The sequence below is a fragment of the Murdochiella massiliensis genome, assembly GCF_900059565.1.
GTDB classification, from domain to species: domain Bacteria; phylum Bacillota; class Clostridia; order Tissierellales; family Peptoniphilaceae; genus Murdochiella; species Murdochiella massiliensis.
The window spans coordinates 847,661-862,473 of record NZ_FIZW01000002.1 but is presented as its reverse complement, the minus strand read 5'-3'; the positions used below and the strand labels follow the sequence as shown (position 1 = coordinate 862,473).

General features: G+C 51.0%; 1 protein-coding gene. It reads left to right on the top strand.

Features of this window, described 5'->3' with window-relative positions:
• Positions 1 to 73 precede the first annotated feature (73 nt).
• On the top strand, positions 74 to 14,761 hold the full coding sequence (locus BN3910_RS05550) for a SpaA isopeptide-forming pilin-related protein (RefSeq protein ID WP_066925128.1): 14,688 nt from the start codon (positions 74 to 76) through the stop codon (positions 14,759 to 14,761).
• Positions 14,762 to 14,813: the final 52 nt, after the last annotated feature.

The window sequence follows — 14,813 nt, the reverse complement described above, 5'->3', positions numbered from 1 at the left end:
CAAAAGCCGGTTAGCCAAAACGTCGGCAAATGTGTTAACAAGGTGCAAAATGTACAGGTCAAAGGGGATTATCATGAAAAAGGGAGAGAGAGTTCTATCATTATTGCTCGCCATACTACTGCTCCTCACCGGTGTTCCGGTGGGTGGGTTCGGTACTGTCAGTCAGGCCAGACGACCGGATGAATGGGATGACGCACAGATTCGGCTTTTCGCCGAGGAAAGCGCCGAAGCCCTGCCAACCCTGACCGAACGCCTGTCACCGACAGCGACTCCGGAAGAGGAAGCGGGGCAACCTGAATTTTCAGGATCGGAATCGCAAACCATCGTCACCGGCTCCGACATCTCTTCCACATCTTCCATGAGCGGAGAGCAAAACGAAGAAGGCCAAGAATCCCTGCCTTCCTCCGCAAAAAACCAGCCGGAATCGGCAACGACCCAGCAGGAATCCCAAGCAAAGAATCCGGAAGAACAGGCGGAGGAAACCTTGGAAGCCGTTCGCCGCGAAATGGAAAAGAATCCGCTGGCCGGCGGAAAGGCTCTTCCCGTTCAAGACGTGAATTTGAATGGAACCAAGAGTTTAGCCCGTGTCAATTACATAGTGAACCGTGACACGGACGGCCTCCCCGAATCCATTTCATGGATTTTGACCTATTATGCTCCCAAAGAGAAAACTGTTCATCAGGCGTTCGTGGTTGCCAATGGCGACAACCTGGATCAACCGGTGATCACAAACCCCACCTATGCTCCCGGCGAAGAAGCGGCCATGAAGGCACGCGAAGCCGCGCGCGCTCGTCAGACCGACCGAGCTCCCCTTTTCCTGTATGATATTGAAACCAAAGAAGCCAACCAAGACGGCTTCTTCTTAACGACCATTACGACACCCATTCATCGCGACGAAGCGATGGTAGCGAAGATTAACGCTGCCAAGACGGCGAAGGTCGTCGACCAAAAAGCGCTTGATGATGTGGCCAATACGCTGGAAGAACGTGTCTATACGCTGGACATGATTTCCGTCTTTGGCGAACAGAAAATCACGAAACGCATTCAGGTGAATGGAAAAGCGGAACTCACCGCGACGGATGAAAACACGGCACCCGTCACGCATGTGTTCTCGCAGAAACAGAATAAAGAAAATCTGCAACAAGAAAAAGAGAATCAACAAAAGGAACAAGAAAAGCGCGTTCTCTTTGTCGCGCCGAATCAGGATAAAAAAGAAGCCGCCTATCAGGCGCCGAACTTTAACGCATCTGATGCCAAACAAAAAGAGCAAGCGCAGATCCTGGTCTATGATTTCGTGTTGTCCCAAAATGGGTTCTACGATTTCATGGCCGTGGATCAGCGTTCGCTTGTTGAATATGAAAAACAGTTAACGGAAGTCGAAGAAAAAGGATTGACCGGTGAAGCATTGCAGGACGCCCGAAAAGCGGCCACGCTTTCGATTGAACCCGGCCAGTTTGCCATCACCCTGATTAGCGAAATCGTGAAAGCGGATGAAAAGAATGCCGCTTCCGAAGCGACCAAAAATAACAACGAGACAAAAACGTCCGAAAACGCGGCGCTCTCTTCCGCCGAAGAAGGCGAGGAGAGAGCCGCATCCTCCGGTACAACGGCCCAAGAAAGTGCAGAAAAAGCCCCTTGGCTCATCGACGAAGCGGCGGCAAAAGAAGCGGAACAGGCCGCTGCAAAGACCGCCGAGCTCCTTCCGCTGGGAAAAACGCTTGAAGCCAATGCAACGCTGCGCAAGACGGTGGAAGAGGGGAACATTACCAATCTGCTGCAACCCATGGGAGCACCGGTCAATCCGTTTGCGGCGAACCGTCCCATTATTATTGAAGTGGTTGACCGCGACAACAAGGGCGTGAAGATTCCGGGCGCAGTGGTACGTGTTACCGGTCCGGACATGATCAGGGAATTAACGACCGGTGAAAACGGTCAGGCCGTGCTTGAAAATGCCAACGTGGGCAACTACGAAGTCGTTCAGGTTTCCGCTCCGGAAGGTTATTTCCCGAATCAGACCAAGATTGCTTTTCATTTCTCCGCGATTGAGACGACGAAGTATGTTCGTATCGACAATGCGAAGAACTATGGTACCAAGCTCTACTTTATCGAAGGCACCGTTGCGGATGAAGAAGACCATGATAAATTCATCGCTGGTGTGGAACTGGAGCTTCGCGCTTACGAGAACAACCACGGCGTAAAAGGTAACCGTGTTTCGTCCATGAACCGCACGGCGTATACGAATGACGAGGGAAAATTTGTCTTCAACGATTTGCTGCCCCAGTATATCTATGAAGTCGTCATCGTGAACGCGCCTTACACGTATTCTTTTGCCCCGAACAGCAAACCGACCGTGGAAAACGGGCGAATCAAAACCGATATTAAATTTGTCGATGCCGAAGGACAGCCGATTGTCGAAGGTGATGGCGTAAAGTACAAGGAAACGCTGCCGATCTATCTGTCCAAGAGCACCTCGAACCGCGCGGAAGTGGTGGTGTTCAACCATGAGACGGGCGACCAGCAGGTGTCCATCGTTGGCTCGGCTTTCCAAGTTTTGGACGAACGCGGAGAAGTCATTAAGGAAATCGGCATTCTCCGTACCGATGGGCAAGGCAAGATTTCTTTTATGCTTCGTCCCGGACAGTATACCATTCAGCAGCTGACGACCGATCGCGATCACTTGATTCCGAACGACATGACCCCCATCGTCGTTGCACCCATTCCGCACGACACCGTTGAAGATGTATATCTGATTCCGAATCCGTTGAAGGATATCGGGTCGGTTACGTATAACATGGATGCGGTAATCAATTGGGGGCGTCTCGAGCCGGATTCGGAGGCCAAGCTCATTCTCAGAAAAAACGGCGAGGAAACGGAAGAGATGCCGCAGAAGATAGGAGAGTTCTATCGGTTCAGCAATCTGCGTAAATACGATGATAACCACGAACAGATTTCCTATCGCATTGAACTGAAAGACCATCCGGAATACTACGCCACCTATAGGATTGTGAATGGCGTAGTCAATATTGACGTACACGAAATTTCGACGCCGGAAGGTCCCGGTGGAACGGTTACGGTAACCGGTAACAAAGTCTGGTACAACGACAGCAAGGATATTCTCAAGCGTCCGGCGACGGTGCATGTGGTGCTTTTGGAAAATGGAAAAGAAACCCGCTACAGAGCGACGGTTTCCGAAGCGACGGATTGGAAATACAGCTTTACGAATTTGCCGCGTTTTGATCAGGCGGGCAAAGAAATCACCTATACCGTAAAAGAAGTACAGATGGCGGAAGGCGGATCCATTGACGGCTATCGTATGGACGAGACGATTCTCGGAAAGAACGTTTTAAATACCAAGATTGATCACAGCAAAATCGGCGGAGAATTTACGCTCGAAAAAACCGATGAGAACAAAAAACCGCTCGAAGGCGCGCAGTTTACGCTGTCGGGCACGATGGACAACGGGAAAGAATTGACCCCGCGTTCCCTGAAAACCGATGCGCAGGGTAAGTTGACGTTCAAAGATATTCCCTCCGGTACGTATACCTTAAAAGAAACCTTAGCGCCCGACCGCTATGAGCCTTCTACGGCAACATGGCAGGTACAGGTCTTTGACGATGGTAAGACCATTCTGGTCGGCAACGGCAAGATAAAGAATGCCGCCCAGGGTGCATTCCCGGAACAGCTGCAGGCGAATGAGGAATTTGTCAAGGACGGCGAAGGATCGAGCGCAAGAACTATCGAGAATGAGAAAGCGCGCAATCCCATTCCGTTCAAAAAGACCATCTATACGCAAGATAATCTTACGCCGGCGGAAAAAGCTGAGGAGAAAAACCAGGTTGGGGATATTTCCAAGCGCATCCTCAATACCGTGGACAAGAATCTCAATGAATATCAAGTGGAGCTAACGGTCGAGGGACGTGGTCGTTCGTCTTTTGCAGGCGGCGAAACCACGGATATCGTCTTAGTTGTGGACCACTCCGCTTCCATTAGAAAATCGCGTAACGAAGATCAGGTGCGCAGCCAGGTGCGCAATATTGTTTCGGCGTTCTCCAACTTCAGCAACGTGCGCATGGGGTATGTAGAGTACGCCGGTATTGCGGCGGATATTGGGAAGAAACTACAGCCGCGTGATGATAACTTTAGCGATTATAACTATTGGAATTCGTATGAATCCAACGATACGTACGAGAGAGATCCGGCGGTTCGCTCCAGTGTCGAGCTGACGACTCCCGGACAACTCGCTTCCGATCCGAAATTCAATACCAATCGATTTGACGGCGGTACGTTTACCCAACGCGCCCTTTTGCGTGCCAAGGAAATTCTCGATAAAGGCGATGCAAAGAACAAGCACATCATTTTAATCACCGACGGTGGTCCGACACTTTCCTTCAGTGCGACCGGATCAAAACCGAACGGAAAACGACCGGATGAACCGGATGGAACGCCTGGAACGGCATGGGAACCGATCTATAAACCGAATCCCAACATTCCAAACGATCATGCACCGGTGCACAGCTATGATACCTATAACGGCAGAGCCTCCGGATTCCGTTACGATACCCTCCGTGGCGACGGTTTGTACTATCAATTCGGCACGTCCATAAACTATACCGATCAGTTGGCCTATTCCTCTTATCAGGCGGACAACGAAACGATTCTGGACAACGTCTATGCGACCATTTCGACTGTTCGCGATCTGACGGATGACGGCGTGCGGATTACGACGGTCGGCTACAACCTCGTAACGCTCAACAATTCCGGCTGGTTTAATGGACAGGAAAAGTATTTCTTCCCCATGATGGCATCTACGCCGGACGACTACTCCGGTATTAGCGATGTCAATAGTGCGGACAATGCGGTAAATAAGATTTATGATGAAGTCTCCAAACAGTTCTACTTGAGCCAGCAGAACTCGACAACGCCGACGATTAACAAGGCGACCGTCACCGACCCGATGGGCGAAGGCGTGGATCTTTACGTCGGTGAGGACGGCGTTTTCAACGAGAAGGACTATGTTCTTGTCGCTTCCGACGGCTCCATCTATAAGGATGGCATCGCTCCGAAGGAAGGATTACTGAAAGACGTTAAGCTGGAATACGACCAGACTGCCCGTCAATTTACCATGAAGGGACTGACGCTCGGCAAGGGCGAGTCGGTTTCCCTCTATTATTCCGTGCGCCTGAAAGAGGAATACCGTGACGGCAATTTTGTTGACACCAATAAGCGCACCACCATCCAAAATGGAGACCGAACCGATGATTTCCCGATTCCTGCCATTCGCGACCGGTCGGAAGTCTCGTCGCTGAAAGTCAAAAACCAGGCGTACACGAGCAATGGACGATTCCGCATCATCAAAAAGGACGAAAATAAGAAACCTTTGGCAGGTGCGTATTTTGTGTTGCGCAACATTGACACGCAAGAAGAAGTCATGATCCAGCCGTCTGGAAAAGACGGTACGATTAACGTCAACAATCTGCCGCAAGGCACGTATACCTTAGAAGAAGTCGAAGCGCCTGCCGGATATGTTGTTTCTGGATTCACCTGGACAATCACGGTGGACGCAAACGGCAAGACGACGATTACCCAAAAATCACAGCTTCCGCCGCAAAAGGCGCCCTATGCACGTTCAGCAGATGCCGAAGCGATGGGCGACTTGCTGGAGATGGGTCCTCGTATGGGGTTGGCTGCGGTACGCGCTCGTGCGCCGCAACTGAACCGCTATAAGATTACGGCAAAGACGGAATTTACCGATGACGGTTTGGGCAACAAGATGTTTACCGTTCATCACGAATCGACCGGTAAGACCATCCAGAAGGAATTGGATCTGTACTTCCTCTTAGTGCCGGAATCGCAGCAAGATCTTACGACCTTCAATAATCACATTCGCGATTACAGCGATTATCTGGCACAACGGGGTTATCAGGGCATTATCAACGTGATTTATGGCGGTTATGATGAACCGTCCACACAGTACACCTACTGGCGAATCGGCAATGCGCCGGATCTGCTCACCAATGTTCCGGTCGGCAGTACGCCGAACGGCGCCTGGATGGATCGCGCGCTCTTTACGGCGAACGATATCCTCTATCGTCACCTTAATGACGGTACGGTGAAGTTCGTTACCTTCCTCTCCAGCGGTCGCGATTTTGCCGTGACAGACAAGTATTATACGGACAATCTTAAGACGATGATCGAGTCCCATGCGGTTTCCCGCTACATCAACCTGGTGACTGATCCGGACAATCGAGGGAAGTTGTTAAGGTACTTAAACGACGATTCCAACCCTCTGCCGCCAGCAGATCGTAAGGAAATGAGGGACAAACTGGATACGAATCTGGTTTCCGGCGAGTCGGCGGCGCAATTCGAGAGCAGAATTAAAAGAATATACAACCAATTTACCGGGGATAATACGGTAAGTAACGAGAGTTTGGTCATCCCTCTGGCGGAATACATCCGTTTGGTAGAAGGATCGCAGAAAGCGGAAATTGTCAACGATCGAGGCGAGCACATCAAAGACGTCACGATCAACGCGACCACTGATCCGGTGTCGGGTCTTACGACGTTGCAAAGCGAAAAAATTACGCTTGGATCCGGGCAGCATTTGCTGGTCGATTATTCGGTTACCTTGAAGGGGGATTATAAGCGTGCGATTTCTTATCCGGTATATGCGACGGGTGCAGTAGAATGGCAAAAACCCGGTTCGAAAAAAGACGCCGGCATCAAGGCGGCGTATGTTAGCGACCCCGGACAGAATCTGCAGATTGACGTGCGCGGTTTGGAGGGCTATCCGAATCCGGTTGACGTAAACGTCACGACGAATAGAGCGGAAGAAAGCGAAAAGTTCTCTTTAAAGAATAATGAGTCTGCGTCAAAGACGATTTTGACCTTCGATGCCGACGGCAATACGCAAGGACAGAATGCCGTTACCCTGACCGCGGATCCGGCTCCGAACGGCAACTACCAAGGACCGACCATCGACAAATCAGACTATCCGATTCTGCGTGTTCTTTATGAACGCAAAAAACTGAACCTTACGGTTCGCAAGGTCTATAACAACCGTGTGCCGGAACCGGGCGAATCGCTTGACGTGACCTTGCTTGCCAAGGTGGATGGACAAAAGGTAGATTTGGTGACCTTAGGCTATAACCAGCCTGCTACCCGTACATTGGCGCAGAAGACCAACGCCGACGGTCAGCAGGTTGTGGGTGTCTACGAAACCGTGTATGAAGGTTTGCCGTTGCAATGGGACGGCAAGGAAATTGTATACGAGGTGGATTCTACCTCCAGTGAGCCGGATCCAGACAACCCTATCACCGTCATCCGCGAAGAAACCGTAACCAGTTATCGTCCGGACGAGGACTTGATTCAGATTGAAGAAACCGAGCTTCCCGTTCTGACCGTCATCAATACCACCAACAAATTAGAGTTCAAGAAGGTGGGCGAGAGCGGACAGAAGAAGGACGACAATGGCAACCTCATTTTCGGACCGGACGACAAACCCATCATCAGTGAAGTTCCTCTGGCGGGTACCGAGTTTGAGCTTCGTCGTGAAGTTGGCGGAAACTCGTACACCGTGGAAGGCTACGAGAAGATCATTTCCGGACCGAACGGTGAGTTCGGCTTTAAGAACCTACCGCCGGGAGATTACGGGGTCTACGAAAAGAAGCCGGTTTTGGGCTATGAGCTGCCGGTGCAGGCGGTGGCGACCTTTACTATCGATGCCAACGGAAAACCGATCAACGTCAAGTCCTTCAAAGATAGAACGAATAAGGATGGCGACTATATCCTCGGTATCCAGAAGACGCTTCTGAACAATGTTTCTGTAGAAACCGCGATTACCCAGGTCGAGGCAACCGACCACAACCAGGGCAACCGTAAGATGCTCTATACCCAGCGCATTTACGTGAACCGCAATGAAGAACGTATGACCGAAGCCAATTTCTCGGTGTTCTCCGCCGCGGCGGACAACCCGATTGTCAACGGCTCATATAAGATTTGGAAGGTCACTGGCCCGAGGAAACCGGATCCAATGGACTTTAACAAGCCTCTGGACACGAAAAATTACGATATCGAGTTGGTGAAAGAGGTGGATGCCCCCGCGAACCTGTCAAAGATTACCATCGATAATTTGCCCAGCGATGCTTTCTATCTCATTGAAGTTAAAGGTAAGCTGGAAATCCATGATGAGAAGTTCACCAGCAAGCTGAATTTCTTTATCTCGGCAACCGAAGGACACGGCGAAGGCAGTACGCATGGCATCCCCGGTTTTAAACCTTCGGATGATGGAACCATCATTACCGGTTTCCGTAAAGGGCAACAGGGTGACGATGCCGACATCATGGTCGATGCTTCCAAAGACCCGGATTCGGGCGCATATCTGGTCAAGAACTATCGTGGCTCCACGTATTTCTCCGTGCAGAAGACTACGGAAAAAGAAGACGGAACGCCCGGCGATCCCTTGGCAGGCGCAAAATTTAAGCTGTGGGCGGCATTGGGCAAGAACTTTGAGATTGTTGAGACCGAGCATACGACGCAGGTAACGACCGGCGCCGAGGAAATTACGGACGAGAACGGTATCATTACCTTCGACAACCTGCCCACGAACTACAACTTCTATCTCGAAGAAACGAAAACAGCGCCGGGCTTTGCTCTGCCGAATTATCTGTGGATTGTCCAAATTCGTCCGGTCGCTACCCTCGAATCGCTGCAGGCCAAGCCGAGAGACTGGCGTGCGTATTTGCCGGATGGTAAGACCGAAGCGACGGCTACCGATGCGGAAAAAGCCAAGGCGCAGGCCGATGCGGCTTCGGTTGCCTATAACCAGATGCTCTATCCCTACGGTGGCCCGTATACGAACGATGCCGACGGCGTGGCACAGGAAGCCATCGATAAGGTCGCAAAAGAGCGCGGATTCAAAGTCTTCGTGTATCAGACGGATGGGCGTAAGCCGCTGATTATCCACCCAAAAGATGAGAATGGTGCGGATTTACCGGCGGATACCCTTCCGAAAAACTATAAGCGGGATAAATACGACGATGTGATTGCCGAGCAATCCTACGGCGAACATCCCACCATTAAAGGAATGTGGTACCGTAAAGGTTGGGTGCCGTACAGTCCGCAACCTGCCACCGAGCCAAAAGGGCAGATGATGCCGATTAATGAATACGGTCAGCCGATTCAAAAGGCATGGACCGATCCGAACCGCGGTTGGCTGGGTGAGACCCTTGACGGTGTTTCCGGCGCAACCATCCGTCCGTTGATTGTGAAGGACTGGATTCAGACGGCGCGCAAGTTTGACGATCATCAGGCAAACCCGGAGTTCCCGCACTCGGCTGAATATGACCAGCTGGTCAAGGACTTTAGAAAGCGCATCTTGCCTGCTCAAGATTTGACCATCAAGGAGCAGACCATTCCGAGCGTTTTGGGCATTACCAATGCACGTACGGAATTCTTCATCAATAAGGTGGACGAAAAAGGCGCACCTCTTGAAGGCGCAGTTTTCGAGCTCTTTAAGTTGGATGATGCCGGCAATGAACTTCAGCCGAGTAAAAAACCGGCCCGTATTGCCGCTAACCAGTTTATCTTTGACGAACTGGAACCGGGCAAGTACCACTTGCGCGAAATGGAGGCTCCGGAAGGCTATCAAAAGTCGACAGTGTATTGGGAAATCACGGTTGACGCCAATGGAAAGGTGACCGGCAGGAAAGAGATACCGGATACTCCGCCACAGAAAAGCCCGGCGGTACATCCGGCCCAAGCGCCCGTGCAAGCGCCGGTGCAGGCTGTCCTGACGGCACCGCAGACGATGACGCCAAGTGAGGAAACATCCTTACTCGCGCCCGTTGCCCTGCCACTGCTTGCGTCTTTGCCGAGGAATCTCGACTTGGATCCCACAGTTTCTGGAAACCCATTTAACAGCTTATTGCTCCAGTCTGTTGGTGGAGCACCAGACTTCTACGCCGTGGATAATGCGAACCAACCTACCCAAGGTGACTTCATAGCGGCTAATCCGAAGGATGATGTTCGCTTAGGTGTAAAAATCACCTCGATTAGCGACATCAATAAGGAGACCGGAGAAGGAACATTCAAGGCGATCGCTTTTGTGGACGGCAAGAACTACGCCTCCATGCATGCAACAAATAAAGCTGGTGCTGTTCTCGAAAGATATTTGGCGTTGACTTTGAGTCAAGGCGTAACCTTGACCAATGTCACAGTTTTCAATATGCCTGATTCTTTTAGAGAATCCGTCGACTTTTCCTTTAATCCGTATCAAAACAATGGGAACCCGAAATCCGGAATCACCAGAACGTACCCCATCAGTAGTTTCCCGATAACTGAGAATACGCGTATAAAGCTCATTGAAGGGAAACGCTGGGTTCAACATTTCATTGAAATTGAAGGAACGTACGATAATGGAGAGATGACGCCTATCACTTTGGGTGCTTCCTATGACGGGGATGTAATTACTCAGAGTAAGGGACAAGACCGGAGCCAAGCCCAAGCCACCAGCCAGGTCTATCACTATGACCGCTATCGGATCATCTACGACGGAAACGGTGGAACGCCGGCTTCAAGCGAAGAAACGGTTCGTTTTGGAAGAAGTATCACTCCGCCGAACGTAACCAAAACCGGTAATAAGCTTACAGGGTGGAAGGAAGACGGCTCGGCTGTTCAGCTCAGTGACCCCGCTTTCACCAGTGTCACCCAAGACCACACGTTGGTCGCTCAATGGCAAAAAACGGAATTCACGGTTTCCTTCTATGAGGAAGAGGGAGGCCGACTGGTATACACGAAAAAGGTGGCGGATGGTGACTATCTGGGCAAGATTCCGGGGAAAGAAGTGATAAGCCAGAGCATCATTGACAGCTATAAAAACCAAGGTAAACAGTTTGTCGGTTGGCAAAGCGTGGGTACTTCTTATGACGAGAATAGTCCCATCACCGCAGACGTAAGCCTCTATCCGGAGTGGGGGATCATTACGCACTGGGTAAACTTCTATGACCATAATGGAGACTACAAGTCCTCTATAGAAGTTGAGCATGGAAAAACCATAAAAGATAAAGGAGGTATGCCGGATCCGGGTCAGCGTACAGGTTATGTCTTTAAGGGATGGGAGGACTACTACGGCAATCCGTTTGATGAAAATCAGCCCATCACCCGCAACAGACAGATTTATCCCATCTGGGAGAAAACAGACGGAGTGCGACTCAGCTTCTATATGCTGAATCGGAATTTCCAAAGACAGTTAGACACCGTACAGGTGAAAGTCGTACAGCGCGGAGATGGACTTCCTACGAATCAACTTCCGAAGCCCGTCCCGGAATCTATGGAGGGGTATACCTTCACCGGCTGGCAGACCTATAATTATTACTCTGGGCAGTATGAGGATGTGGACTTTGAACATGAAAGCTTTTCAACGGATGAGAGTTTCTACGGCCGTTGGGTTGCCAAAAAGTACGAGGTACAATTCCTGGATGAGAAAGATGAACTCGTCAAGACCGTCAAAGACATCGAGCACGGAACCCGCATCACTGCGCCCGGCGTTAACGCCCAAGAGGGATATACCTTCCTCGGCTGGAAGAACATTAATGACGATACATTCTTTGACGCTACCAAGCCGGTCACGGCAAATGCAACCTACAAGGCAACGTGGAAGAAGATTACAGAGGATCAGGTCGTTGTCTCGTTTGATACACAGGGCGGAAGCGCGGTTCCCAACCAGGTTCTGAACCATGGAGAGCAAGCAACGAAACCGAACGATCCACAGAAAGCCGGATGGGCGTTTGCCGGTTGGACATTAAACGGTGAGCCGTATGCGTTCGATCAGAAGGTGAACGAGAATATCACGTTGGTTGCGCTTTGGACGGAAGCCCCTGACCCCGGCACATTGAACGAGCTGACGGTCCCGAATAAGAAGAAGGATTTTGAAGGGAAGTTCACCCTGGATAAATTCCATAAGATCGATGGCGAAAACCGTGCAAAATTAAGCAACACCTTCTTCAAGTTCACGAAGCATGCCAGCGCGAAGAAGCCTGACGCGTTTGATGCGGCAGCGTACGCGAAACAATACAATAATCCGTATTGGGATGTCGATTCCGGCTGTTTCAAGACGGACAAGAATGGACAACTGATTCTGGATCACCTGCAACCGGGCGTTTACGACTTGGTTGAACAGACGCCGCCGGGCGGCTATCTCGCGAATCCGACGAAATATGTGGTCGTCGTCAACGAAATCGGCAATACCGTCATCGTTCCGGAAGACGGGTATGATCCGGAGAAGTATCCGATCGAAGTCGAGCAGGAACAGAATCCGGGTGAGAATCCGGATCTGCCACAGAAGCGCATCGAGCCGAAATCGCTGGATGATGAAATCGTGGTGAAAGACTACCGCTTGACGCCATCGCACGAGGCGGGGATTGTTCGTCCTCTGTCCGATCAGCGGCTTTCCATGGAATACACCATCGAGCTTCCGGAAGATGTGATTAAAGGGGATACCTTCACCATTACGCTGGATAAGAACCTGAACTGGCATGGTCTGCAACTGGACAAGACGAGCCTGGAGGATATTCTCAACGAAAATGGACAAGTGGTGGCGACTACGGAAACGAAGACCCTTGATGTGAATGGCAAGCCGGTATCCCAGGTGACCTATACGTTTACGGATTATGTGACCAACCGAAGCAACATTGAGATTCACCAAATCGTACCGGTTCATGTCGATCCGGATCAGGTGCGTACTTCACAAGGCTTGCGCTTTACCAATATCATCGGCAATAAGGCGCAAGAGCCCGTGAACATTTACGTCAATTACAATCCGTATTTCGGCAGTACGCCCATGAACCCCGGATATGCCTATCAACTGGGTGGACGCAATCAGGAGTTGCGCGATTATCTGGGCGGTCGGTTCTATGAAAACCGCGAGAACCATGAAATCGAGATATACTATTATGTCTTCGGTTACAATTACAGTTTGAGAGGAGAAGAAGGGTATCCGAACCTTTACAATTTGGAGCTGAAAGCCAAAGGACCCTATGGGGAAGCTTCCGATGTGGTACTTGATGATCCGGAGAAACCGGTAAAAGTTTCGGTCTACAAGACGGACGCCTATACGACAGATGGCAACTATAATACGCAGAATATGCCGCCGAGTTATGGAACGGCGTCTATGGATCTACAGCATTTGCTTGGCGAGGCGGATAAAGCGTATACCGCTAAAAACGGCAAGATCACCATTCCTCTGGATGTTGAACATGACTATCCGCAAGGACGCTATGGCTATATTGTAAAGGTCACCGCTCCGTTCAAGGCCAAGAATGAAGTGGATCTGCGTACGGAAGCAACGCTGGTAAGCCAGAACTACTTCACGAATGGGTACTACACTTATGGACCTTATGAAAATCGTTCCAGCTATTGGAATTACCTCCATCGCTACGAGGACAAAGGTACCGGAACCGGTCAGGATCTGATCGAGATTGTTTTGACCAAACGCGGGTTAACCGGTGGACCGAACGAAGATAAGTACACGGCGAACCTCCTTGCCGGAGCGGGCTTTAAGCTCACCAACAACCGGGGCTATCAGGACTACGTCGTGACCGATGCGACAGGAAAGCTGACATTCAGCCATCTGAAACCGGGCGACTACTTCCTGGAAGAAGTCCTCACGCCAAAGGGCTATACACCGCCTTACGTGGTTTGGGATATTCACGTGGCAGAGGATGGCCAGGTTACGATTACCAAACAGGGGGGCGACAGTCAGGGAGCCGACGGTCTCATTGAAGGCGGAGCGAAAGCCCTCACGGTATGGAACAACAAGACGAAGGTGAACGAACCGGTTCTGCAGTTCCCCAACATCCCCAACCGTGTAGAGTTTACGAAGTTCGGGGAGAGTGAAAATACGTTGGAAGGCGCAGTCTTTGAGCTACGTAAGTTGGATACGGCGGATGGAACCTATAAGGCATTGACAGGAACCACCAGCGGGCCAAAGACCTCCGGAAAAGACGGTAAGTTCTCGTGGAACAGCTTGTCGCCGGGCTTCTACCAAGTGTGGGAGACGACAGCGCCGGAAGGCTACGTCAAGCCGAGCAAAGAAGTAGCGACGTTTGAGGTGGATAAAGACACCGGCAAAATCGTTAATCTGAAAATCGAAGGACGTGATCCGGTCGGCGAGAACATCATCCATAACCGACCCCCCATGTCTATCGAACTGTTAAAGATCGACGAGAAGCAAAAGCCCATCGGTACCGGTAAAGTCGTCTTCCGCCTGGAAGCGGTCGATAATAATACGCCTGCAGTTCCGGAGGCCTTCGAGTTCATCACCTTGGATTTAGCGAATGGCGGTCCTTACCTGGTGGAGATTCCGGATAATCTGAATGGCGAGTACCTGTTAAGCGAGGTTACATCGCCAAACGGCTATATCAAAACGACCAACCGCTACCACATTACGATTGACCGGACGAACCGCACCGTTCGGCTCACGAAAGTGACAAACGATCAGGGTACGGAAATCGCGTATCTTGACCGGGGTCTTTTAAGTCAGAAGCCGATTGACCTCTACACCGATAAGATGGTCGATCGAGTCAAGCTGCAGGTGGAAAACCACCTGTACTACACCCTGCCGACCACCGCAGGTCCGGGCACCTTCCTCTTCACCCTGGCAGGCGCCTTCCTCCTGGGTCTGGCCTTCAGCCTGTTCCGACAGACCAAAGGCCCGTCCGGTCGGCCCCGAAAGCGTCTCCCTTTTTTGCGGAGACAGTTGGAATGATCTCCTTGTCGATAGATCCTTGGGGCAAACGCCCCGCCCGTCCACCCGTAGC